At 60.2% G+C, this 22,500-nt stretch carries 23 protein-coding genes (1 of these 23 only partly in view); 12 read left to right on the forward strand and 11 right to left on the reverse strand.

Annotation, left to right across the window (positions count from 1 at the left end):
• Positions 1 to 133: 133 nt before the first annotated feature.
• The 5 genes from ACOZK9_RS26725 to ACOZK9_RS26745 form a co-directional block, all read right to left on the reverse strand.
• Positions 134 to 397 (reverse strand): hypothetical protein, encoded by a 264-nt coding sequence (locus ACOZK9_RS26725; protein WP_099234768.1) that lies wholly within the window; start codon positions 395 to 397, stop codon positions 134 to 136.
• A gap of 95 nt (positions 398 to 492) precedes the next feature.
• On the reverse strand, positions 493 to 987 hold the full coding sequence (locus ACOZK9_RS26730) for a thioesterase family protein (RefSeq protein ID WP_058415178.1): 495 nt from the start codon (positions 985 to 987) through the stop codon (positions 493 to 495).
• A 118-nt stretch (positions 988 to 1,105) separates the two neighbouring features.
• Positions 1,106 to 2,071: an L-carnitine dehydrogenase gene (locus ACOZK9_RS26735; protein WP_152749740.1), complete on the reverse strand. Its 966-nt coding sequence runs from the start codon at positions 2,069 to 2,071 to the stop codon at positions 1,106 to 1,108.
• A gap of 160 nt (positions 2,072 to 2,231) precedes the next feature.
• Positions 2,232 to 3,119: a 3-dehydrocarnitine:acetyl-CoA trimethylamine transferase CdhC gene (cdhC, locus tag ACOZK9_RS26740; protein WP_152749742.1), complete on the reverse strand. Its 888-nt coding sequence runs from the start codon at positions 3,117 to 3,119 to the stop codon at positions 2,232 to 2,234.
• Positions 3,120 to 3,194: 75 nt separating this feature from the next.
• On the reverse strand, positions 3,195 to 4,139 hold the full coding sequence (locus ACOZK9_RS26745) for a choline ABC transporter substrate-binding protein (RefSeq protein WP_421556937.1): 945 nt from the start codon (positions 4,137 to 4,139) through the stop codon (positions 3,195 to 3,197).
• Between the two features lie 193 nt (positions 4,140 to 4,332).
• On the opposite strand from ACOZK9_RS26745, the gene ACOZK9_RS26750 reads away from it, so the two are divergent.
• From ACOZK9_RS26750 to ACOZK9_RS26765, 4 genes are all read left to right on the forward strand, one after another.
• Positions 4,333 to 5,277 (forward strand): GlxA family transcriptional regulator, encoded by a 945-nt coding sequence (locus tag ACOZK9_RS26750; RefSeq protein ID WP_421556938.1) that lies wholly within the window; start codon positions 4,333 to 4,335, stop codon positions 5,275 to 5,277.
• 68 nt (positions 5,278 to 5,345) lie between these two features.
• Positions 5,346 to 6,524 carry an ATP-binding protein gene (locus ACOZK9_RS26755; protein ID WP_421556939.1) on the forward strand — a complete coding sequence of 393 codons (1,179 nt, stop codon included), beginning with the start codon at positions 5,346 to 5,348 and terminating at the stop codon, positions 6,522 to 6,524.
• A gap of 322 nt (positions 6,525 to 6,846) precedes the next feature.
• Positions 6,847 to 7,143, forward strand: a complete 297-nt coding sequence (locus ACOZK9_RS26760; protein ID WP_058415184.1) for a helix-turn-helix domain-containing protein — start codon at positions 6,847 to 6,849, stop codon at positions 7,141 to 7,143.
• 97 nt (positions 7,144 to 7,240) lie between these two features.
• Entirely contained in the window at positions 7,241 to 7,600 is a 360-nt protein-coding gene (locus ACOZK9_RS26765; RefSeq protein ID WP_421556940.1) for a HipA domain-containing protein, read from the forward strand.
• 34 nt (positions 7,601 to 7,634) lie between these two features.
• Here ACOZK9_RS26765 and ACOZK9_RS26770 read toward each other — a convergent pair whose 3' ends face one another.
• From ACOZK9_RS26770 to ACOZK9_RS26780, 3 genes are all read right to left on the reverse strand, one after another.
• Positions 7,635 to 8,051, reverse strand: coding sequence for a DUF3010 family protein (locus ACOZK9_RS26770; RefSeq protein WP_058415186.1), 417 nt, complete (start codon positions 8,049 to 8,051; stop codon positions 7,635 to 7,637).
• A 123-nt stretch (positions 8,052 to 8,174) separates the two neighbouring features.
• Complete coding sequence (locus ACOZK9_RS26775; RefSeq protein ID WP_122250965.1) at positions 8,175 to 8,645, reverse strand: hypothetical protein; 471 nt, start codon at positions 8,643 to 8,645, stop codon at positions 8,175 to 8,177.
• Positions 8,646 to 8,788: 143 nt separating this feature from the next.
• Entirely contained in the window at positions 8,789 to 9,190 is a 402-nt protein-coding gene (locus ACOZK9_RS26780; RefSeq protein ID WP_058415188.1) for a lysozyme inhibitor LprI family protein, read from the reverse strand.
• 217 nt (positions 9,191 to 9,407) lie between these two features.
• Here ACOZK9_RS26780 and ACOZK9_RS26785 point away from each other — a divergent pair, with 217 nt between their 5' ends.
• From ACOZK9_RS26785 to etfB, 6 genes are all read left to right on the forward strand, one after another.
• A complete protein-coding gene (locus ACOZK9_RS26785; RefSeq protein ID WP_152749748.1) occupies positions 9,408 to 10,385 on the forward strand; it encodes a dipeptidase in 978 nt (325 codons plus the stop codon).
• A 213-nt stretch (positions 10,386 to 10,598) separates the two neighbouring features.
• Positions 10,599 to 11,129 (forward strand): 4-vinyl reductase, encoded by a 531-nt coding sequence (locus tag ACOZK9_RS26790; protein WP_058415190.1) that lies wholly within the window; start codon positions 10,599 to 10,601, stop codon positions 11,127 to 11,129.
• 16 nt (positions 11,130 to 11,145) lie between these two features.
• On the forward strand, positions 11,146 to 13,206 hold the full coding sequence (gene dgcA, locus ACOZK9_RS26795) for a dimethylglycine demethylation protein DgcA (RefSeq protein ID WP_421556941.1): 2,061 nt from the start codon (positions 11,146 to 11,148) through the stop codon (positions 13,204 to 13,206).
• Positions 13,207 to 13,308: 102 nt separating this feature from the next.
• Positions 13,309 to 15,252, forward strand: coding sequence for a dimethylglycine demethylation protein DgcB (gene dgcB / locus ACOZK9_RS26800; RefSeq protein ID WP_421556942.1), 1,944 nt, complete (start codon positions 13,309 to 13,311; stop codon positions 15,250 to 15,252).
• Positions 15,252 to 16,472, forward strand: a complete 1,221-nt coding sequence (etfA, locus tag ACOZK9_RS26805) for an electron transfer flavoprotein subunit alpha (protein WP_421556943.1) — start codon at positions 15,252 to 15,254, stop codon at positions 16,470 to 16,472. The genes dgcB and etfA overlap by 1 nt, the downstream gene beginning before the upstream one ends.
• Before the next feature lie 15 nt (positions 16,473 to 16,487).
• Positions 16,488 to 17,258: an electron transfer flavoprotein subunit beta gene (gene etfB / locus ACOZK9_RS26810; protein WP_421556944.1), complete on the forward strand. Its 771-nt coding sequence runs from the start codon at positions 16,488 to 16,490 to the stop codon at positions 17,256 to 17,258.
• Between the two features lie 767 nt (positions 17,259 to 18,025).
• Here the strand turns inward: etfB and gbcA are convergent.
• A complete protein-coding gene (gene gbcA / locus ACOZK9_RS26815) occupies positions 18,026 to 19,321 on the reverse strand; it encodes a glycine-betaine demethylase subunit GbcA (RefSeq protein WP_058415195.1) in 1,296 nt (431 codons plus the stop codon).
• Between the two features lie 282 nt (positions 19,322 to 19,603).
• Between gbcA and gbcB the strand changes: the two genes are divergently transcribed.
• Complete coding sequence (gene gbcB, locus ACOZK9_RS26820) at positions 19,604 to 20,704, forward strand: glycine-betaine demethylase subunit GbcB (RefSeq protein WP_058415196.1); 1,101 nt, start codon at positions 19,604 to 19,606, stop codon at positions 20,702 to 20,704.
• Between the two features lie 121 nt (positions 20,705 to 20,825).
• Here gbcB and ACOZK9_RS26825 read toward each other — a convergent pair whose 3' ends face one another.
• Positions 20,826 to 21,026, reverse strand: a complete 201-nt coding sequence (locus ACOZK9_RS26825; protein ID WP_421556945.1) for a hypothetical protein — start codon at positions 21,024 to 21,026, stop codon at positions 20,826 to 20,828.
• A 322-nt stretch (positions 21,027 to 21,348) separates the two neighbouring features.
• Positions 21,349 to 22,389, reverse strand: coding sequence for a threonine aldolase family protein (locus ACOZK9_RS26830; protein ID WP_058415197.1), 1,041 nt, complete (start codon positions 22,387 to 22,389; stop codon positions 21,349 to 21,351).
• 90 nt (positions 22,390 to 22,479) lie between these two features.
• Between ACOZK9_RS26830 and ACOZK9_RS26835 the strand changes: the two genes are divergently transcribed.
• Positions 22,480 to 22,500, forward strand: the 5' end (the start) of a protein-coding gene (locus ACOZK9_RS26835) for a TraX family protein (RefSeq protein WP_421556946.1). Its footprint extends 708 nt past the window's final position; the window shows 21 of its 729 coding nt (coding positions 1-21); the start codon lies at positions 22,480 to 22,482; its stop codon lies off the right edge, out of view.

Genomic DNA, 22,500 nt, shown 5'->3' on the forward strand with positions numbered 1-22,500 from the left:
ATCGGCGTTTTGGGTGAAGGGGTGGGGCGAAGTCTCCCACGGTCTGTACTGGCTAGAGTCAGATGCTGGCTTTTAGTCCCACCACCCCTACAAGTCTAACCATACAAGCGGGCTTGCTCGCGATAGCGATCTGTCAGGCGCCAGCGTTCTGCTTGAACTGCCCCAACGCCGGCAACAACCGCTGATCAATCGCCTGCCTCACCGCCGGTAAAATCGTCGCGCTGCCGGTGTACATCTGCTCGACCATGCGCTTGAGCGCCTCGGCGCGTGCTTCGTCCAAACCGCGTACCGCAGACTCGCAGGCCTGCTCGGCGCTGGCGCCGCTGGGCACTTCGAAACCCAATGAGCGCAGTTGGCCCAGCAGGTCATCCTGGTCAATCAAATCCGCGTGCATCATGACGTTTATCCTGGTGTAGGGAGCGGGAGCTGAGCTGGATTCTGGTAGGCCTTTGGCCGGTCGGCAAGCGCAGAATCAACGCATGGCTCGGATGGCTATGAGCAGGTCGCTTTCTGGCGGGTTGGCGGTAAGCCAATAATGCGGCCGAGGAGGGCGGGGCGCGGCAAGTCGGCTTGTTCAGTGTGCATGGCCGCGAGTTTCCCCCGCGTGGCCTCGGTGAACGGCGCCGAATGCGGCCCCGCGAGGTCGACATGCAGCAGCATCTGTTCGTTGCCTGCCAGCGCCGTTGTATCGCCCACATGATGCAAGCTGTGATAGAGGTGCAGGCGCTTGGCATCGTGGGCGATCAGTTGGGTATGCACCTCAACGCTGGCGCCGAGTTTCACTTCGTGCAGGTAATTCAGATGCAGCTCCAAGGTGAACAGCGAATGCCCGCTGGCTTCACGGTTTTCGCTGTTCAGCCCCAGCGTGTCCATCAACGCATCGGTGGCGTAGCTGAAAATCAGCAGGTAGAACGCGTCGCGCAGGTGGCCGTTGTAGTCCACCCAGTCGGGGTGGATTCTTGTGGTGTAAGTCGTCAGTGCAGGCATCACATAAATTCCGGCTATGTATTCGGTCAAATGTGAGAGCTGGCTTGCCTGCGATAGCAATGTACGACTCACCGCCGCTATCGCAGGCAAGCCAGCTCCCACAGGAAATCAACAACGGTTAATCAGCGAAGGTCATGCCGTGCTTGGCTTTGGTGGTTTTCACCGCCTCCAGCACTGCCAGCAGGCAATCATCACGATAGCGCTCCAGTGCCGAAATGCTGTGGTCACCCAACTGTTCACGGGTGCCGTCGACCACATCGTCGATCAGTTTGTCGGTCAATTCCGGCGCCGGCAGGTAGGTCCACGGCAACTGCAGCGCCGGGCCGAATTGCGCCATAAAGTGGCGCATGCCAGCGTCACCGCCCGCGAGGGTGTAAGTGAGGAAGGTGCCCATAAATGACCAACGCAAGCCTGCGCCAAAACGGATCGCATCGTCGATCTCGCCGGTGGTCGCCACGCCGTCATTCACCAGGTGCAAGGCCTCACGCCACAGCGCTTCGAGCAAACGGTCAGCGATAAACCCCGGCACTTCCTTGCGCACATGCAGCGGGCGCATGCCGAGCGATTCATATACTTTTATCGCCGCTTGAATTGCCTCCGGCGCCGTATGTTTGCCGCCGACCACTTCGACCAGCGGCAGCAGGTAAACCGGGTTGAACGGGTGGCCCACCACGCAGCGCTCAGGGTGGGTGGAACCTTCGTAGAATTCACTCGGCAACAGCCCCGAGGTGCTCGAACCAATCAGCGCATTCGGCTTGGCCGCCGCGCTGATTTTGCTGTGCAGTTCGAGTTTCAGGTCCAGGCGTTCCGGGGCACTTTCCTGGATAAAGTCGGCGTCTTTTACGCACGCCTCGATGGTGGCCACAAAGCGCAGGCGGTCTTGCGATGCGCCGTTTGCCAGGCCCTGTTTTTCCAGGGCGCCCCACGCGTTGGCGACGCGTTTGCGCAGCGCTGCTTCGGCGCCGGGGGCAGGGTCCCAGGCGACCACGTCCAAGCCGTGGGCCAAGGCGCGCGATACCCAGCCGCTGCCGATGACACCGCTGCCCAGCGCGGCGAAGGTTTTGATTTCGGTGATAAAGCGCATGTCGACATTCCCTGAATAATTCGGTGATTCAATGTGTAAGCCTATCCAAAGGTGGGAGCCGGCTTGCCTGCGATAGCGGTGTGTCAGTTGGCATATTCAGTGGCGGGTGTACCGCCATCGCGGGCAAGCCCGGCTCCCACAGGGTTTTGTTGTGCCTGGCTCAGCCGCGCTGGGTCAGGCCCATCTTGATTCGGCCTTCTGCAGGCGTCATGACCCGCGCGCCCAAGCGGCTCAGAATTTCACTGGCGCGCTCCACCAGTTGGCCGTTGGTGGCGAGCACGCCTTTGTCCAGCCACAGGTTGTCTTCCAGGCCGACTCGCACGTTGCCGCCGAGCAGCACCGCTTGCGCTGCCATCGGCATTTGCATGCGGCCGATACCAAAGCCTGCCCACACCGCGTCGGCGGGCAAGTTGTCGACCATGGCTTTCATGCTGGTGGTGTCAGCCGGGGCGCCCCATGGGATGCCCAGGCACAGTTGGAACAGCGGGTTGTCGAGCAGGCCTTCCTTGATCATCTGCTTGGCGAACCACAGGTGGCCGGTGTCGAAAATTTCCAGCTCGGCCTTAACGCCCAGCGCCTGAATGCGCTTGGCACCCGCCCGCAGTTGCGCCGGAGTGGACACGTAAATGCTGTCGCCATCGCCGAAGTTCAGGGTGCCGCAGTCCAGCGTGCAGATTTCCGGCAGCAGCGCTTCCACATGCGCCAGGCGCGTCAGCGGGCCAACCAGGTCAGTGTTGGCGCCGAACGCCATCGGGTTTTCGCCGCCGCCTATCTCCAGGTCGCCGCCCATGCCGGCGGTGAGGTTGACGATGATGTCGATGTCGGCCTCGCGGATGCGCTCCATCACTTCGCGGTACAAGGCCACGTCACGGCTGAACTTGCCGGTGTGCGGGTCACGCACGTGGCAGTGCACCACGGTGGCACCGGCCTTGGCGGCTTCAACGGCGGCGGCGGCGATTTGTTTGGGCGTGACCGGCACGTGTGGGCTTCTGGCGCTCGTGTCGCCAGCACCGGTGAGTGCGCAGGTGATGATGACGTCGTGGTTCATGCGTTGGGTTCCTTACAGGCGTGATGATGCCGTTCGCGGTCGCCAGTGACCGCGAAACGGTGCTTCAGAAAAAAATTATTTGAGGGTCAATTGCAGGTTGGCTGCAGCCGGTTTGCCGTCAAAGGTGGTCACCCCTTCGAGCCAGCGTTGCTGGTCTTGCGGGTGATCCTTGAGCCACTGCCTGGCCGACTCGAGCGGGTCTTTGTGGTCCAGCAACGGCTGCATCATGCGGCTCTCGTCGGCGGCGGTGAAGGTCAGGTTGGTCAGCAGTTTGTGCACGTTCGGGCACTGCTCGGCGTAGGTCGGCGACGTCACGCTCCACACGGTGGCCATGCCTTCGTTCGGGCCAAGGGCATCGTCGCTGCCGGTGAGGTAAGTCATCGCCACATTGACGTTCATCGGGTGCGGCGCCCAGCCGAAGAACACCACGGCTTCCTTGCGCCGCACCGCGCGGTCGACGGCGGCGAGCATGCCGGCTTCGCTGGATTCCACCAGTTGGAACTTGCCCAGGCCGAACTGGTTTTTGGCGATCATTGCCTTGATCTGCGTGTTGGCGCCCGAGCCCGGCTCGATGCCGTAGAGCTTGCCGCCGAGGTCTTTCTCGAACCGGGCAATATCGGCGAAGGTTTTCAGGCCCTTGTCCGCCAGGTAAGTCGGCACGGCGAGGGTGGCGCGGGCATCTTGCAGGCTGGGTTTATCGAGAACTTTGACCTGCTTGGCCTCCACGAACGGCGTGATGGTTTGGGTCATCAACGGGTTCCAGTAGCCGAGGAACATATCCAGGCGCTTGTCACGGATGCCGGCGAAGATGATTTGCTGGGAGGCGCTGGTTTGTTTGGTCTTGTAGCCGAGGCCATCGAGCAATACCTGGGTCATGGCGCTGGTGGCGATGACGTCGGTCCAGTTCACCACGCCCATGCGCACGTTTCGGCAGGATTCTGCGTCGGCCGCTAAAACGCTGGTGCTCAAAATGGCACTGGCGCTGAGTGCCAGCACGCAGCGGCTGATCAGTCGGTTCATGGTGAATCCCTCGGCAGCTGGTTATTGTGGGGGCCGGCGTCTTCGTGCGCCGTGGGATCAAGTTACGTACCTTCCGGCCCGGCAAAACGCACGGCGGCGACCCGCTCTTGCACTGCAGCGACCTGCCCCCTTGAAACCGCGCATTAACGGGAGTATCACAGTGCCACGCTGCCCGCCCGACGAGAGCGCCACCATGCCCCAGGATGTCTACTTTTTGCTGATGCCGGGCTTCTCGGCCATCGGTTTTATCTCTGCGCTGGAACCGCTTCGAGTGGCCAACCGCTTTCGCGGCGAGCTGTACCGCTGGCACATCTTGAGCGCCGACGGCGGCGCGGTGCTGGCGAGCAATGGCATGTCGGTCAACGCCGACGCCGCGCTGGAGCCGCTGAAAAAAGGCGCGACGCTGTTGGTGGTCGCAGGCTTCGAACCGCTGCAGTTCGCCACGCCCGCTCTGGGGCAGTGGCTACGCCGCCTCGACCACGAAGGCGTGACCCTCGGCGCCATCGACACGGGCGCCTGCGTGCTCGCCGAAGCCGGTTTACTCGACGGCTACCGCCTGACGTTGCACTGGGAAGCCATCGAGGCCTTCAAGGAGTCTTATCCGCACCTGAGCGTGACGCAGGAGTTGTTTGAGATCGACCGCCGCCGCATCACCTGCGCCGGTGGCACCGCTTGCATTGACCTGATGCTCGACCTGATCGCCCAGGCGCATGGCGCTGAGCTGGCGATTCAGGTCTCGGAACAATTCGTGCTCGGGCGTATCCGCCCACGCAAAGACCACCAGCGCATGCAAATCGCCACGCGCTACGGCATCAACAACAAAAAACTCGTGCAAGTGATCGGCGAGATGGAACAACACACCGAGCCGCCGCTGAGCACGTTGGCGCTGGCCGAAGCGATCAACGTGACCCGCCGCCAGTTGGAGCGGCTGTTTCGCCTGCATTTGAACGACACTCCGAGCAATTTCTACCTTGGCCTGCGCCTGGCAAAAGCCCGGCAGCTGTTGCGCCAGAGCGACCTGAGCGTGCTGGAAGTGAGCATCGCCTGCGGGTTTGAATCGCCGTCGTATTTCACGCGCAGCTACAGGGCCAAGTTTGCCAAGTGCCCGCGGGAGGATCGGCGACGGGAGGTGGTTTGATGGCGAATTATAGTGTTTTATACTCGAAGGTATAATTTATAGTCCTTTCCATAATTGAGTATAAAAGTATGTCGACTCACAGCGGCTTTGTGTTCCGCCGCCCCGCCCTGGCACGCAGCATTGCCGACGGCCTGGTGGGGGCCGGTATTCAGGATTTTACCTCTGGCCTGTTTCTCGCGGCGCCGCGCCGCACCGGCAAAAGTACTTTTTTACGCGAAGACCTGATCCCTGAATGCCAGGCACTCGGCTGGCTGGCGGTGTATGTCGACCTGTGGGCCGACAAGGAGCAAGACCCCGCCGACCTGATCGCCAGTGCGATTGCCGGGGCTTTGGTACCGTTTGAGAAGGGCATCCGCAAACTGGCGAAGAACATCGGCATCGAAAAACTCAGCTTCCTGCGCACCTTGTCCTGGGATTTCACCAAACCCCAACTCCCGGTCGGCGCGACCCTGACGCAGGCCCTGGAGTTGCTACACAACGCTGCCGGCAAAACCGTGGTGCTGGTGATTGATGAAGCCCAGCATGCGCTGACTACCGACGCGGGCATAAACGCGATGTTTGCCCTGAAGGCTGCGCGCGATCAGCTCAACCAAGGCCGGGAAGGCGAGGGCAGTGGTTTGCGCCTGGTGTTTACCGGCTCCAACCGCGACAAACTCGCGCATTTGGTGTTGGTTAAAAGCCAACCGTTCTTCGGCTCCAGCATCACGCCATTTCCCTTGCTCGGCAAAGAGTTCACCCAGGCCTACACCGTGCACCTCAACGCGCACCTGGCCGAGACCAATCAATTCAACCCCGCCGACATCGACCAGGCCTTCGAGCTGGTCGGGCGTCGCCCGGAGATGCTGCGCACCATCATCGGTGAAGTCGCGCTGGAACTCGGCGAGGCGAGCAACTTGGGCCAACTGCTGCACAGCCGCGCCGAACTGCTGCGCGCAGGCGTGTGGACCGAATTCGAAAGCGCCTGGAACAATCTCACCATCGCGCAGCGTGCGGTACTGGAAGTGATGGTGGCGCGTTCGCAAAACAACGAGCCGTTCGCGCCGTTCACCGACAGTACGATTACGGCGGTCAGCCAGGCGCTGGAGGCCATGGGCAGCGACGTAGTGCCGGGCACCCAAACCATTCAGGCCTGCATCGATGCCCTGCGCGACAAGGAACTGGTGTGGAAGTCGAGCCGAGGCGGTTATGCGCTGGAAGACAAATCCTTCGGCGACTGGCTGCAGCACAAGCGCCGCACACCCAACTGAAAGGCAATACATCTCAAATGTGGGAGGGGGCTTGCTCCCGATGACGGTGCAGTTGCTGATTCAACAAGTGACTGACCCGACGGTATCGGGAGCAAGCCCCCTCCCACATTGAAGTGTGCTGGGGCTCACTTTTTTGATCGTCATCGCAGGCAAGCCCCTGCCATACAAGGGCGTGAAAAGGGGTACGTCAATTGTTCATAATGTTTTAAATAATAGATAATATATTGTCTTTTATTGGCATAAATTGCCAAATATAGGCTATATATTGTCCTTTATTTTATGTGCCAGCCTCGCGGTTGCTACACTTGTCTGAGGTCGCACCATGGCCCTTACTCATAGCCTCTACTCCCCTGGTGAGATCGCCTTGCAGATAGCCCGCAATGCCAAGGCGCTGCGGCTGAGCAAAAACCTGTCTCGTCGGGCACTGGCCGCTCAGTCCGGAGTCAACGAGTCGACGCTCAAACGCTTTGAAACCACCGGCAAGGTTTCCCTGGATGCCATGCTGCTGATCGCGACGAGTTTAGGTGTCGGGTCGCAACTGGCGAATTTGTTCAGTGCACCACCGCCACTCAGCCTTCAAGAACTGAAAACTCAAACCAGGCTTCGAGGTCGTCGATGAAACCGGTCAATGCGCTGCATGTCATGTTGCAAGGTTCGAAGGTCGGTGAACTGGTCGACGCGCGTGGCAGGGGCATTTATTTTTCGTATGACGCTGATTGGCTGGCGAACGTCTCTTCAACGCACTGGCCCACAATCGTGACGATCACGCAAAACACTTCTCGTTCTTTGGCTCGCCCGCAGGCTGGCAACTGGCTCCGGCATATGACCTGACGTTTGCCAATACCAGCGGTCGCGGCAATGAGCATACCAGCGCGTTTTCAGGTTCTGGTCAGCCGTCGCGCAAGGCGATCATGAAGGTGTGCGAGCCGTTCAGCTTCCTCGAGCCTGCGCTCTACATCGAGCAGACCTTGGACGCGTTATCGACATGGAGCCCGCGTTGTACTCACCTTGATGTCGATAAAACCTTGAGCGCGCAGGTGTTTACTGCCCTCACATCGGTATGGAAAGCCTTCTAGCGGTGATCGTTCCTGCGCTGATGTTTGGCGTGGATTACTTTTTAACCAGCGCCGAACACGCCGCTTTGTAGGCTTCATGCTGATATTTGTTCAGCGTGGCCGGCAGTTCAAAGTTGTGTTTCTTGTTCTGCGCGTTGAGGGTTTGCGGCGACAGCAGCGTCACGTCAACGCCGTCCAGCAGTTGAAACACGCCTTCAATCTTGAACGTTGTCGGGCCGCCGGCGAATTCGCCTTTTTTACTGCGCTTTTTGATCGCGATACGAGTGATGGCGTGTTCTTGCACGAAAGCTTTCACCTGGGCAGCGAAGGCTTTGACGTTGGCCGCCTCATCATCGTCTTCGAGGGCGATTTTCTTGGTGGCCAGGGCGACGTGGGTCAGCGCCAGGCCGTCTTGGGAGGCGACAGCGATAATGGCTTCGCTGCCTTTGATTTCGATGCCGCAAATAGTCATGAGTGGCCTTAGTCGTGATGCGCGCAAATGGGCAGCGGATTGTCCCTTATTGCGCTTGCGTGTCATAGCAGGCAATCAGTTACCCATTAGCGCTAGCCGAACGACGTTAGCCGGCTCTATCTATTACAACGTAAGGTCGTCGCGCCCTACGATGTTAAATTTGCCGCCGTCGATCACCAGGATGCTCCCGTCCGGGTTAGTCGACTTGAAGCTGAAGGCGCCTTCGACGGTCTCAAGCGCGTCAGAGAAGGCCAAGCTGATAGAGCCTGAGTCGGCATCATGGGTGTAAAAAACCGATTCATCGTTTTCTACCAATAATTGCCAATAAACGGCACTCACCTTCTTATCTTCAATCGCATACCTGCCATCGGTTAGCGTGCTGAGAAAGGTAATCTCGACACCATGAACCATATCGGGCAGGCGTTCCAACGCCGAGAGCGTCGTACGCATCTGACGGTCGGTTGTGTAGTAATCCCGCGCGAAATTGAGGCCTTCAGCCGTTAGCGTCAGGGCTGGGGACGTTCCAATACTGGCGCTCAGGGTGCCTTGGGAAGGGGTTGCGCAGGTTTGGGGAATGACGTGTCGAGTCAGCATGATCAGCTCCTTGGAGTAAATCCTTGATGATCGGATAATCCGTATCATCCGCTGAACATAGGCGCCGCGTGGCACACCGTAAACTGTGAGAACTGACAGTTGACAGGTGCCTTGCCAGCGCAGATGCAAACACGTTCGTGGGGTTATTCCTGGCCGATCGACTCCAAAAACTCGGACCGCTCATCACTCATCCGCGCCAGGCAATCATTCTGTTGAATCGCATAGTCCTTGCTGCCATTCACCGCCGGGAAGGTGTCCACCGCGCAATCGGCATCGCGCAGTTTTTCCCACTTTTGCTGGGCGTCCTTCAGACGAGCGGTAATGTCGGCCAGTTGCGACTTGTTGCCGGCATAGGCCGAGCCCATGCGTTCCAGCAAACCTTGATAGTTGTCCTTGAGCAATTGTTCGGCGGTGGTTTTGTTGTAGGTCGCGCATTCCAGGGTTTGTTTGTCGTTTTCGATGCCATCGCACGGCGTGTTGTCGGTGTCTTCGGCCGCGTGAACGCCGGTTGCGATGAGTGCCAAAGCCAGGAAAATCGATTTCATTGCGCCGTCTCATATCAGGTGATGCGGAATTCTGGCTCAAGCGTAAGACAAAGAACAGTCGCCAGTCAGACGTGTCTTCATGCGCTTTGTCGTGGATTGACGCTTTCGGCAATTCCCCTGTCGTTTTTGCACCCGGCTCAGGTTGCCCCTGGGCATATGCTGGCCCAAAGCGCCGGCAGACGATTCGGCGCATGAATCGCCAATAAGGGGACGCCTGATGAGCCCAGCGCAATTGCACGCCGACAGCATCGTTATCGACGGGCTGATCATTGCCAAGTGGAACCGCGACCTGTTCGAGGACATGCGCAAAGGTGGCCTGACCGCCGCCAATTGCACCGTGTCGGTGTGGGAAGGGTTCCAGGCCACTGTCAATAACATCGTCGCCAGCCAGACCCTGATCCGTGAGAACAGCGACTTGGTGATTCCGGTCAGAACCACCGCCGACATTCGCAAGGCCAAGGAGCTGGGCAAGACCGGCATCATCTTTGGCTTCCAGAACGCGCATGCGTTTGAAGACCAGCTCGGCTACGTCGAGATCTTCAAGCAGCTCGGCGTGGGCGTAGTGCAGATGTGCTACAACACCCAGAACCTGGTCGGCACCGGTTGCTACGAACGCGATGGCGGCCTGTCGGGCTTTGGCCGCGAAGTGGTCGGCGAAATGAACCGCGTCGGCATCATGTGCGACCTGTCCCACGTGGGCTCCAAAACCAGCGAAGAAGTCATCCTCGAATCGAAAAAACCGGTGTGCTATTCGCACTGCTTGCCTTCGGGGCTTAAAGAGCACCCGCGCAACAAGTCCGATGAAGAACTCAAGTTTATTGCAGACCACGGCGGTTTTGTCGGCGTGACCATGTTCGCGCCGTTCCTGGCCAAGGGCATCGATTCGACCATCGACGACTATGCCGAAGCCATTGAATACACGATGAACATCGTCGGCGAAGACGCCATCGGCATCGGCACCGACTTCACCCAGGGCCATGGCCAGGATTTCTTCGAAATGCTGACCCATGACAAGGGCTATGCGCGCCGCCTGACCAGCTTCGGCAAAATCATCAACCCGCTGGGCATCCGCACCGTGGGCGAGTTCCCGAACCTCACCGAAACCCTGCTACGGCGCGGCCACAGCGAACGCGTGGTGCGCAAGATCATGGGCGAGAACTGGGTGAGTGTCCTACACGACGTTTGGGGCCAATAAATAACTCTGGAGCCTACTCCGCTCGCCGATAGCTGCGTCAGGTCCTCGCGCCAAACTTGCCGTACGTACCGTACTGTCTCGCTTGTCGCTCCGGTCCTTCCTTGCTCTCGACGTGCTCGCTACGGCTCCAAAGTCATTCACACGGCTTGTTTATAAGAGCAAAACAAAAGCTTTGCTAAGCACTGAAACCGAATTTTCTGGAGTTAAGTTTCCATGGCCAAGATCGCCCCGCAATTGCCTATCGAAGTCGACAGCGAAACCGGTGTCTGGACCTCCGACGCCCTGCCGATGCTGTACGTGCCGCGCCATTTTTTCGTCAACAACCACATGGGGATCGAAGAGGTACTCGGCGCCGATGCCTACGCCGACATTCTCTACAAGGCCGGCTACAAATCCGCCTGGCACTGGTGTGAAAAAGAAGCCGAATGCCACGGCCTGGAAGGCGTTGCGGTATTCGAGCATTACATGAAACGCCTGTCGCAACGCGGCTGGGGCTTGTTCAAGATCCAGGACATCGACCTCGACAAAGGCACCGCCAGCGTCAAGTTGGAACACTCGGCGTTCGTCTACGTGTACGGCAAGGTCGGGCGCAAAGTCGACTACATGTTCACCGGCTGGTTTGCCGGCGCGATGGATCAGATCCTTGAAGCTCGCGGCAGCAAAATCCGCACCGTGGCCGAGCAAGTCTACGGCGGCTCCGAAGAAGGCCATGATGACGGCCTGTTCACCGTCAAGCCGTTGTAAGTCGAGGAACCCTGCCATGGCTTTCGAAGCAATGTTCGCGCCGATCCAGATCGGCAAACTGACCATTCGCAACCGCGTGCTCAGTACCGCCCACGCCGAGGTGTATGCCACCGACGGCGGCATGACCACCGACCGCTATGTGAAGTATTACGAAGAGAAAGCCAAGGGCGGTATTGGCCTGGCGATTTGCGGCGGGTCTTCCAGTGTGGCCATCGACAGCCCGCAAGGCTGGTGGAAATCGGTGAACCTGGCCGATGACCGGATCATCCCGCACTTCCAGAACCTGGCCGATGCCATGCACAAGCATGGCGCCAAGATCATGATTCAGATTACCCACATGGGCCGTCGCTCGCGTTGGGATGGCGAGCACTGGCCGACGCTGCTGTCGCCGTCGGGCATTCGCGAGCCGGTGCACCGCGCCACCTGCAAAACCATCGAGCCGGAAGAGATCTGGCGCGTAATCGGCAACTACGCCAGCGCCGCTGCGCGGGCCAAAGCCGGTGGCCTCGACGGTGTGGAACTGTCGGCGGTGCACCAGCACATGATCGACCAGTTCTGGAGCCCACGGGTTAACAAACGCACCGATGAATGGGGCGGCAGTTTTGAAAACCGCATGCGTTTCGGCCTGGAAGTACTCAAGGCCGTGCGCGCTGAAGTCGGCGCGGATTTCTGCGTGGGCATTCGCCTGTGCGGTGATGAGTTCCACCCGGACGGCTTGTCCCACGAGGACATGAAACAGATCGCCAAGTACTACGACGACACCGGCATGCTCGACTTTATCGGTGTGGTCGGCTCGGGGTGTGACACCCACAACACCCTGGCCAACGTGATCCCGAACATGAGTTATCCACCGGAGCCGTTTTTGCACCTGGCCGCCGGTATCAAGGAAGTGGTCAAGGCGCCGGTGCTGCACGCGCAGAACATCAAGGACCCGAACCAGGCCACGCGCATTCTGGAAGGCGGTTATGTGGACATGGTCGGCATGACCCGTGCGCACATTGCCGACCCGCACCTGATCGCCAAGATCAAGATGGGCCAGATCGACCAGATCAAACAGTGCGTCGGCGCCAACTACTGCATCGACCGCCAGTACCAAGGCCTCGACGTGTTGTGCATCCAGAACGCCGCGACCTCGCGTGAGTACATGGGCGTGCCGCACATCATCGAAAAGTCCAGCGGGCCTAAACGCAACGTCGTGGTGGTCGGCGCCGGCCCGGCCGGGATGGAAGCTGCACGCGTAGCGGCGGAGCGTGGCCACGACGTGACGCTGTTCGAGAAAAAAGACTTTATCGGTGGGCAAATCACCACGGCTTCGAAGGCGCCGCAGCGCGATCAGATCGCCGGGATCACCCGCTGGTTCCAGCTTGAACTGGCACGACTTAACGTCGACCTGCGCCTGGGCGTGGCGGCGAATGCCGAGGCGATCCTCGACCTGCGCCCGGATGTGGTGGTGCTGGCGGTGGGCGGGCATCCGTTCCTGGAACAGAACGAACACTGGGGCGCGGCTGAAGGCCTGGTGGTGAGCAGTTGGGACGTGCTCGACGGCAAAGTCGCGCCGGGCAAAAACGTGCTGGTGTACGACACCATTTGCGAATTCACCGGCATGTCGGTGGCGGACTTCCTTGCCGACAAAGGCAGCCAGGTCGAGATCGTCACCGACGACATCAAGCCCGGCGTGGCCATCGGCGGTACGTCATTCCCCACGTACTACCGCAGCATGTACCCGAAAGAAGTGATCATGACCGGCGACATGATGCTGGAAAGGGTCTACCGCGAAGGCGACAAACTGGTGGCAGTGCTGGAGAACGAATACACCGGCGCCAAAGAGGAGCGGGTAGTCGATCAGGTGGTTGTGGAAAACGGCGTGCGCCCGGATGAAGAGATCTACTACGCGCTTAAAGGCGGCTCGCGCAACAAGGGCCAGATGGACATCGAAGCGCTGTTCGCGATCAAGCCGCAGCCGTGCCTGAGCGAGGCGGGTGAAGGCTACTTGCTGTTCCGCATCGGTGACTGTGTGGCGCAGCGCAACACCCACGCTGCGATCTATGACGCCCTGCGCCTGTGCAAGGATTTCTGAAAACAGCCGCAAGCCATAAGCTTCAAGCAACAAGAAAGAGCAATGGGTGATCGCTTTGACTTGCCGCTTGTAGCTTGAAACTTGCCGCTTGAGGTCACCTCAATGTTGAACACTTTGCTGCCTATTCTGCTGTTTGCGGCGCTGGGCCTCGCAGCACTCGGCGCACTGCGCCGGGTGAACCTGTGGCGCCGTGGCCGCGCGTCCAAAGTCGACCTGCTCGGCGGCCTGCTGGCGATGCCCAAGCGCTACATGGTCGACCTGCACCACGTGGTCGCCCGCGATAAATACATCGCCAATACTCACGTCGCTACCGCTTTGGGCTTTGTGTTGTCGGCGCTGCTGGCGATTCTGGTGCACGGCTTCGGCCTGCATAACCGCATCCTCGGCTATGCCTTGCTGCTGGCCTCGCTACTGATGTTTGTCGGCGCCACCTTCGTCTACCTGCGTCGGCGCAACCCGCCGTCGCGCCTGTCGAAAGGCGCGTGGATGCGCCTGCCGAAAAGCCTGATGGCGTTCTCGCTGAGCTTCTTTGTGGTGACGTTGCCGGTGGCCGGAATTCTGCCTGCTGACTTCGGCGGCTGGTTGTTGGCAGCACTGCTCAGCGTGGGTGTGTTGTGGGGCGTGAGCGAGATGTTCTTTGGCATGACCTGGGGCGGCCCGATGAAACACGCCTTCGCCGGCGCGCTGCACCTGGCCTGGCACCGCCGCGCCGAGCGTTTTGGTGGCGGCCGTTCGACCGGTTTAAAACCGTTGGACCTCACCGACAAAAGCGCGCCGCTGGGCGTGCAAAAACCCAAGGATTTTACCTGGAACCAACTGCTCGGTTTTGACGCTTGTGTGCAGTGCGGCAAGTGCGAGGCCGCGTGCCCGGCCTTCGCCGCCGGCCAGCCGCTGAACCCGAAAAAGCTGATCCAGGACATGGTGGTCGGCCTGGCCGGCGGCACCGATGCCAAGTTCGCCGGCAGCCCGTATCCAGGACAACCCATCGGCGAACACAGCGGCAACCCGCACCAGCCGATCGTCAACGGCCTGGTGGACGCCGAAACCCTGTGGTCGTGCACCACCTGCCGCGCGTGCGTGGAAGAGTGCCCGATGATGATCGAACACGTCGACGCCATCGTCGACATGCGCCGCTACCTGACCCTGGAAAAAGGCGCCACGCCGAACAAGGGCGCCGAAGTCCTGGAAAACCTGATCGCCACCGACAACCCCGGCGGCTTTGCACCCGGTGGTCGCCTGAACTGGGCGGCGGATTTGAACCTGCCATTGTTCAGCGACAAGGGCAGCGCCGACGTGTTGTTCTGGGTCGGCGACGGTGCCTTCGACATGCGCAACCAGCGCACCTTGCGCGCCTTCGTCAAAGTGCTGAAAGCCGCCAGGGTCGACTTCGCGGTGCTCGGCCTGGAGGAGCGCGACAGCGGCGATGTGGCCCGGCGCCTTGGCGATGAAGCGACGTTCCAACTGCTGGCCACGCGCAATATCCAGACGCTGGAAAAGTACTGCTTCACGCGGATCGTCACCTGTGACCCGCACAGCTTTCACGTGCTGAAAAACGAGTACGGCGCGTTCAACGGCAACTACGTGGTGCAGCATCACAGCACGTTCATGGCCGAGCTGATCGGCGACGGCGCGTTGAACCTCGGCCAGCACAAGGGCAACAGCGTTACCTACCACGACCCGTGTTACCTGGGCCGTTACAACGGCGAGTACGAGGCCCCGCGCCAAGTGCTGCGCGCGCTGGGCATTGAGGTCAAGGAAATGCAACGGTCGGGTTTGCGCTCGCGCTGCTGTGGCGGCGGTGGCGGTGCGCCGATCACTGATATTCCCGGCAAGCAACGTATTCCCGACATGCGCATGGACGACATCCGCGAAACCGGCGCCGAACTGGTGGCCGTGGGTTGCCCACAGTGCACGGCGATGCTTGAAGGCGTGGTTGAGCCGCGCCCATTGATCAAGGACATTGCCGAGCTGGTGGCCGAGGCGTTGCTTGAAGACGCAGCGCCTGCCAAAGCCCCTGCCAGGCTTGAACCTGCGGAGGTGCACTGATGAGCGAGATTATCCGCCGCGACCCACGCGCCGAATGGATCGCGCGTAACCGCCTGCACCCGCTGCATGCGGCGATGCAGCCGGTGCAAGAGCATTGGATGGGGCCGAACGGCATCATCCGCAAAAACCCGCACGGCGTCGGTTTTATCGGCCCCAACGGCATCAAGCGCATCGACCGCAGCGGCGCCCAGCAAGGCGGCGCGGCCAAGCGCTCGGCCGCTGTTGAAGTGCAGTTGCCGTTGCACCAGGTGCTTGCACCGGCGTTTTACATCAGCGTGGTGCCGGACATGGTCGGCGGCCGCCTCAGCAGCCACGACCGCGACGTGCTGGGCCTCGCGCGGCAACTCGCGGGCAGCGACGGCGCGGTGTTGGCGGTGGTGTTTGGCGAACACAAAGAAGGCGCCTTCGCCACGGCCGGGGTTGATCGCCTGCTGGTGCTGGAAGGCCACGCATTCGACGGTTATTCACCGGAGCAACGTGTGCACGGCTTGCGGGCTGTGGATAACCAGTTCAGCCCGCGCCACTGGTTGCTGCCCGACAGCCGCAGCGGCGGTGGCGAGCTGGGCCGACGTTTTGCCGCTAGCCTCAAAGAGCGCCCGGCCACACGGGTGTGGCAGGTCAATGGCGAAGCGTGCATCGGCCGCGCCGGTGCGGGCCAGGAAGATTTGGCGCGGCCATTGCCACGCCTGATTCTGGCCGCCGTCGAATGTGCCGAGCCGGTCAGCGACACGCGCCACGAAGTGTTGCCGGTGGCGTTATCCACAGCCCTGGCGCGCAGCTTGCCGCGTATCGAAGACCTTGGGGCCGTGGCGGTGGACCCGGCGGCGATTCCGATGGCCGAGGCCGAATTCATGTTCTCTGGCGGCAACGGCGTGCAGGACTGGCCGCTGTTCCACCGGGCCGCCGCCGCGCTGGGCGCCACCGAAGGCGCCTCACGCGTGGCGGTGGACGATGGCTTTATGGCGCGTGATCGCCAGGTTGGCGCCAGCGGCACGTGGGTCACGGCAAGGGTTTACGTGGCCGTGGGGATTTCCGGGGCGATCCAGCACCTGCAAGGCATCGGTGCCTGCGACAAGGTGGTGGCGATCAACCTCGACGCGGGCTGCGACATGATCAAGCGTGCCGACCTGTCGGTAATCGGCGACAGCGCCGCGATTCTGCAAGCCTTGATCGCTGCGGTCGAGGCCTACCGCAACGGCGCCAAGCGCGACGCGGCTTAAGCAAAGGACAAGGTTATGCACACTCATGTAATCAGCTTGGTTTCCATCGGTGCCCACCCCACGTCCGGGCGCCCGCGCCGCGCCGAGCAAGACGCCCGCGCCGTCGAGCTGGGGCTGCAACTGGCTGGGGATAAGTTGCAGGTGTTGCACGCCGGCAACATCCACGAGCCGACCTTGCGCAGCTACTTGGGCATGGGCTTGCCACAGTTGCACGTGCTGGAACAGCCGGCCGGCGCGGACGCCTTGCCGGCGCTGAGTGATTACCTGCGCGACGCCGGCGCCCACGTGGTGCTCACCGGCAGCCAGGCAGAAACCGGCGAGGGTTCGGGCATGTTGCCGTTCCTGCTGGCGGAGCAATTGGGCTGGCCATTGATTGTCGGGCTGGCGCAGGTTGAGTCCATCGATGGCGGCGTTGCGCATGTGCTGCAGGCGTTGCCGCGTGGGCAGCGGCGCCGCTTGAAAGTGCGTTTGCCGTTTCTGGCCACGGTGGATAACGCCGCGCCCAAACCCCGGCAAAGCGCCTACGGCCCGGCACAGCGTGGCGTGCTGGCGGCGCATGAGGTCGAGATAGAAGCAGACGAGTTATTCACAGGCGCGCAGCTGCAACCGGCCAAGCCTCGGCCCAAGCGCCTTAAAGTGATCAAGGCCAAGAGCGGCGCCGACCGCATGAAAGCCGCGACCGCCAAGGCCAGTGGCGGCGGTGGGCAAGTGCTCAAGGGGCTCAGCGCTGAAGACGGTGCCCAAGCCATCCTCAAGCTGCTTATCGAAGAAGGCGTGGTGCGCTAATCCCCGGTGGGAAGGGCTTACCCACAATCCCTGTTGATCCGCCTGTGGATAACCTGTTTGCGACTGTCCACAGGCCCTTAAAACCAAGCCCTGCATCCCTCTGTACGAAAAACAACCAGACTAACTGACGGTTTTTACTGGTTTTTTCCGTGAATAACTTAATTCCCATACACAGACTTGCCCCCAAAGTCTGTTGGCGCTTCTGTGGATAAGATGTTCGCTATCGTCTGCAGGCCTTATAGAACGTGGCTTTCAGTGAGGTGGTCAAAATATGATCAATTTGCGTAATTTACCTTGTTCACGGGCTGTAAACCCCCGGAATCTGAAGGGTTCAGGTGGTTTTCCACAGTCGTGCCGAAGTTGCCCCCAAAGTCTGTTGGTGCTTCTGTGGATAAGGTGTTCGCGTAGTGCTACAGGCCAAGTAATACGGGCTTCTTGGTGGTTTGGTTAATAAGTGATCAATTGCTGATGGAATCCGACAACTTTAATAAGTCACGGATTTTCTTCGACTATTTTCAACAGAGACGCGCACTTGCCCACAATTACTGTGGGTGGCTTTGTGGATAAGTTGTTGGGCAAAGGCTGCAGGGCAGGTTTTCAGCGGCCTGCAACGAAGTTGATCAATTATTGAACACCCGCGCGATTCAACGGTGGGAGCGGGCTTGCCCGCGATGGCGGTGTGTCAGCCAGTACATCTGGCGACTGACAGATCGCTATCGCGAGCAAGCCCGCTCCCACACACACTTTTTTGATCGCTGGTGGGTCGGTTATTCGTGTACGGCCACGCCTTTGAGGTAAGGCGCGGGCGCGGCGCCGAGGTTGCTCAGCAAACGCTCGCTGTACCAGTCCACAAAATTCACCACACCAAACTCATAGGTTTTTGAGTACGGCCCCGGCTGGTAGGCGGTGGAGTTGATACCGCGCTGGTTCTCTTCAGCCAGGCGGCGGTCCTGGTCGTTGGTGGCGTCCCAGACTTTACGCATGCGTTCAACGTCGTAATCCACACCTTCCACGGCATCCTTGTGCACGATCCACTTGGTGGTGACCATGGTTTCCTGCGCGCTGATCGGCCACACGGTAAACACAATAATGTGGTCGCCCATGCAGTGGTTCCACGAGTGCGGCAGGTGCAGGATGCGCATCGAGCCGAGGTCCGGGTTCTGGATGCGGCCCATCAGCTTGGCGCAACCCTGTTTGCCGTCCAGGGTCATCGACACGGTGCCCTTGAGCAATGGCATGCGCACGATGCGGTTACGCAGGCCGAAGCTGGCGTGGGCGTACGGAATTTTTTCGGCGTCCCAGGCCGCGGCCGAGGCGGCAACGTGGTCCTTGAACGCCTGGTCGGCACGCGGGTCGGTGACGTCGTCCCATTCCAGCAGGGTTTTCAGCAGTTCCGGGTGCGATGCGTTGCAGTGGTAGCACTCGCGGTTGTTTTCGAGCACCAGTTTCCAGTTGGCTTTTTCGAACAAGGTGGTCTGGATCGCCACCTTGGTGTTCTCCATGTCGTAGGGTTCCATGTAGTGGTTCAGCGTCGACAGAAAGTCATCCATGGCCGGCGGGTTCTTCGCCAGGCTGATGAAGATGTAACCGCCGGCGGTCTTCACGTTCACAGGCTTCAGGCCATATTGCTGCATGTCGAAGTCGGCGCCCATCTCGGTGCCGGCGAACAGCAGGCGGCCGTCCAGCTCGTAGGTCCACTGGTGGTAGTGGCACACAAGTTTTGCCACCTTGCCCTTGTCGCTGGTGCACAAGCGCGAGCCACGGTGGCGGCACACGTTATGAAACGCATGCACCACGCCCTCGGCGCCACGGATCACGATGATCGGGTTTTTGCCCACTTGCAGGGTCAGGTAGTTGCCCTTGGTGGGGATCTCGCAGGTCATGCCGGCGATCAGCCATTCTTTTTGGAAGATCTCCTGCATGTCGATATCAAACAGCCGCTCATCAGAGTAAAACGGCTGCGGCAGCGAAAATGTGCGCTCGCGCTCTTGCAACATCTGTGCGGTGGCCTTGCGTGCGGGTTCCAGCGGATCGCCCAAGCTTAAGGTTGCGGTGACGTCCATCGTGTGTGTCCTCAAGGCCATTCTGGGTGGCCGCGATAAGTGACTAATCAGGTTTTGCAGCAAGGCGTAAAGAAAGTGTCTTGGTTGGGAGCGAGTGTGGGGCCGCCGATGCGCCGAACCTTATCCATGAGCGACATGGCCCACTCTGTTCCCGACGCGCAACCCCAGTGCCATGGGGGCTGGTCGCGATAAGTATGTGAATGTCGCAGATAGGTAAATGGGTGGTTCGCGCGTTACGCAGAATCGCCACCATGAGGCCGACCTACGGCTGCGGAGAACAGCATGTCCAACAGCTTCCTGAATCCGGTCACTACCCAGACTTGGGCGAATGGTCGGCACATCGTCCGTTGCGTCAAAGTCATCCAGGAAACCTGGGACGTGCGCACCTTTTGCTTTATGGCCGACCAGCCGATCCTGTTCTTTTTCAAGCCGGGGCAATTCGTCACGCTGGAGCTGGAAATCGACGGCCAGCCGATCATGCGTTCTTACACTATTTCCAGCTCGCCCTCGGTGCCGTACAGCTTCTCGGTGACCATTAAACGCGTGCCCGGTGGCAAGGTCTCCAACTGGTTGCACGACACCCTGCAGGAAGGGCAAGAGCTGGCGGTGCACGGGCCGGTTGGGCTGTTTAATGCCATCGATTTCAGCAACCCCAAAGTGCTTTACCTCAGTGGCGGCGTCGGTATCACGCCGGTGATGTCCATGGCGCGCTGGTATTACGACACCAACGCCAACGTCGACATGACCTTTGTCCACAGTGCGCGCTCACCCAAAGACATCATTTACCACCGCGAGCTGGAGCACATGGCGTCGCGGATCGACAACTTCAGCCTGCACCTGATCTGCGAGAAGCACGGCTTGGGTGAGCCCTGGGCCGGTTATCGCGGCTACCTGAACCACAAGATGCTCGAATTGATGGTGCCCGACTTTCTTGAGCGCGAAGTGTTCTGCTGTGGCCCTACGCCCTACATGAACGCGGTGAAACGGCTGCTGGAAGTGGCCGGTTTCGACATGGCGCGGTACCACGAGGAATCGTTCGGCGCCACACCGCCCGAAGCGCGTGCCGACGCGGTTGAGCAAGCCGAGCAAGCCGCCGACGCGCCGGAAATAGACTTGGCCGACCTGCACCAGGTCGAATTCATTGCCTCCGGCAAGAGCATCCGCGTGGCGCCGGGCGAGACGGTGCACGCCGCAGCGGCCAAGCTGGGTTTGCTCATCCCCAAAGCCTGCGGCATGGGCATTTGCGGAACGTGCAAGGTGATGAAGCTGGGGGGCGAGGTCGAGATGGACCACAACGGCGGGATCACCGAAGAAGACGAAGCCGAAGGCTACATCCTGTCGTGCTGCAGCGTGCCCAAGGGCGACGTGCGCATCGAGTTCTAATTAACCACGATCCAGTGTGGGAGGGGGCTTGCTCCCGATAGCGGTGCGTCAGTCAGAATTCATGTAACTGACCCACCGCCATCGGGAGCAAGCCCCCTCCCACAGTTCAGGTGGCTAAGGGTTACTGGGCGTAGACGTGCACGACGAAGTGCTGGCCTGATGCTGTCATTTCATAGACTTTATCGTAGACCTTCAGCGTCCTCGACGGTTCTTTGATGGTGTCACCGACTTTTGCGAGTTTCCTGAACTCATCCCAGTCAATGACTGTGTTGCTGAGCGTGCCGTCGTTTTGCCGAGCGTTGCTGATGCATTCATATTCCATGGGTCTGGCTCTCTACTGGATTTCCGTTTCCAGCCGAATATTCGGCAGGCAGTGTCCCGAAAGGGTGGCCGCTGCAGCGGCCTTTTCCTTTCGGGTTCCAAGAGGCTAGACGATGAATGTGCGGCGCGCTTCTGTCAGAAATACCAAATAACAGTCTCGGCATTTCGCCAGTATTCTTCGTGACCTGCCCACCCCTTTAATGCGGGACAGTCCAATGTGGGAGGGGGCTTGCTCCCGATGGCGGTCTGTCAGTCAGAATTCATGTAACTGACTCACCGCCATCGGGAGCAAGCCCCCCCCCACTTTTGTTCAGGGGTGACTGTCAGGCGCCCATCACTTCTCGAATGTCCGCGGCCAATTCCCTGACACGCTCTTCCTCTGTATCCCACGCACACATGAAGCGCGCGCCGCCTTTGCCGATGAACGTGTAGAAGCGCCAGCCCTTGGCCGTCAGCGCCTCAATGGCGGCTTCCGAGAGTTGCAGGAACACGCCGTTGGCCTGCACCGGGAACATCAATTCCACGCCGGGAATATCCGCCACCAGGCTGCTCAGCAATTGCGCGCAACTGTTGGCGTGGCGTGCGTGTTTGAGCCAGGCGTGGTTTTCCAGCAAACCTACCCAGGGCGCCGAGAGGAAGCGCATTTTCGACGCCAACTGGCCGGCCTGTTTGCAGCGGTAGTCGAAGTCTTCGGCCAGTGTGTGGTTGAAGAACAGGATCGCTTCACCCACGGCCATGCCGTTTTTGGTGCCGCCAAAGCACAGCACGTCCACACCGGCTTTCCAGGTCAGGTCGGCAGGCGAGCAGCCGAGGAACGCGCAGGCGTTGGCGAAGCGCGCGCCGTCCATGTGCAGGTTCAGGCCCAGCTCTTTGCAGGTGGCGCTGATGGCGCGGATTTCTTGCGGCGTGTACACGCTGCCGACTTCGGTGGCTTGGGTAAGGGTGACAACGCGCGGTTTGGGGTAGTGAATGTCTTGGCGCTTGAGGGCGATCTCGCGGATCGATTCCGGGGTCAGCTTGCCGTTTTCGGTGCGTGCAGTGAGCAGCTTGGAGCCGTTGGAGAAAAACTCCGGCGCGCCGCATTCGTCGGTTTCGACGTGGGCGGTTTCCGAGCAAATCACGCTATGGTAGCTCTGGCACAAGGACGACAGCGCCAGCGAGTTGGCGGCGGTGCCGTTGAAGGCGAAGAACACTTCGCAGTCGGTTTCAAACAGATTACGGAAACCGTCGGCGGCGCGGTGGGTCCATTCATCATCGCCATAGGCGCGTTGATGGCCTTGGTTGGCTTGTTCCATGGCGGCCCAGGCTTCCGGGCAGATGCCGGAATAGTTGTCGCTGGCAAATTGTTGGCTCTTGTCGGTCATGGCCCATTCCTGTGGTCGATGTTGGTGCGCACTGTAACCAAGATTGTTGGGCATGCGCACGCACTGTAAATGCAAAGTCACTGGGGAATTATGCACGGTACTCAAACGATT

Source organism: Pseudomonas kitaguniensis (assembly GCF_049199985.1).
Taxonomy (GTDB): Bacteria; Pseudomonadota; Gammaproteobacteria; order Pseudomonadales; family Pseudomonadaceae; genus Aquipseudomonas; species Aquipseudomonas kitaguniensis.

Coding starts and splice junctions, on each gene's coding strand:
- ACOZK9_RS26725 (WP_099234768.1), bottom strand. CDS start 397: ATGATGCACGCGGATTTGATTGACCAGGATGACCTGCTGGGCCAACTG.
- ACOZK9_RS26730 (WP_058415178.1), bottom strand. CDS start 987: ATGCCTGCACTGACGACTTACACCACAAGAATCCACCCCGACTGGGTG.
- ACOZK9_RS26735 (WP_152749740.1), bottom strand. CDS start 2,071: ATGCGCTTTATCACCGAAATCAAAACCTTCGCCGCGCTGGGCAGCGGT.
- cdhC (WP_152749742.1), bottom strand. CDS start 3,119: ATGAACCACGACGTCATCATCACCTGCGCACTCACCGGTGCTGGCGAC.
- ACOZK9_RS26745 (WP_421556937.1), bottom strand. CDS start 4,139: ATGAACCGACTGATCAGCCGCTGCGTGCTGGCACTCAGCGCCAGTGCC.
- ACOZK9_RS26750 (WP_421556938.1), top strand. CDS start 4,333: ATGCCCCAGGATGTCTACTTTTTGCTGATGCCGGGCTTCTCGGCCATC.
- ACOZK9_RS26755 (WP_421556939.1), top strand. CDS start 5,346: ATGTCGACTCACAGCGGCTTTGTGTTCCGCCGCCCCGCCCTGGCACGC.
- ACOZK9_RS26760 (WP_058415184.1), top strand. CDS start 6,847: ATGGCCCTTACTCATAGCCTCTACTCCCCTGGTGAGATCGCCTTGCAG.
- ACOZK9_RS26770 (WP_058415186.1), bottom strand. CDS start 8,051: ATGACTATTTGCGGCATCGAAATCAAAGGCAGCGAAGCCATTATCGCT.
- ACOZK9_RS26775 (WP_122250965.1), bottom strand. CDS start 8,645: ATGCTGACTCGACACGTCATTCCCCAAACCTGCGCAACCCCTTCCCAA.
- ACOZK9_RS26780 (WP_058415188.1), bottom strand. CDS start 9,190: ATGAAATCGATTTTCCTGGCTTTGGCACTCATCGCAACCGGCGTTCAC.
- ACOZK9_RS26785 (WP_152749748.1), top strand. CDS start 9,408: ATGAGCCCAGCGCAATTGCACGCCGACAGCATCGTTATCGACGGGCTG.
- ACOZK9_RS26790 (WP_058415190.1), top strand. CDS start 10,599: ATGGCCAAGATCGCCCCGCAATTGCCTATCGAAGTCGACAGCGAAACC.
- dgcA (WP_421556941.1), top strand. CDS start 11,146: ATGGCTTTCGAAGCAATGTTCGCGCCGATCCAGATCGGCAAACTGACC.
- dgcB (WP_421556942.1), top strand. CDS start 13,309: ATGTTGAACACTTTGCTGCCTATTCTGCTGTTTGCGGCGCTGGGCCTC.
- etfA (WP_421556943.1), top strand. CDS start 15,252: ATGAGCGAGATTATCCGCCGCGACCCACGCGCCGAATGGATCGCGCGT.
- etfB (WP_421556944.1), top strand. CDS start 16,488: ATGCACACTCATGTAATCAGCTTGGTTTCCATCGGTGCCCACCCCACG.
- gbcA (WP_058415195.1), bottom strand. CDS start 19,321: ATGGACGTCACCGCAACCTTAAGCTTGGGCGATCCGCTGGAACCCGCA.
- gbcB (WP_058415196.1), top strand. CDS start 19,604: ATGTCCAACAGCTTCCTGAATCCGGTCACTACCCAGACTTGGGCGAAT.
- ACOZK9_RS26825 (WP_421556945.1), bottom strand. CDS start 21,026: ATGGAATATGAATGCATCAGCAACGCTCGGCAAAACGACGGCACGCTC.
- ACOZK9_RS26830 (WP_058415197.1), bottom strand. CDS start 22,389: ATGACCGACAAGAGCCAACAATTTGCCAGCGACAACTATTCCGGCATC.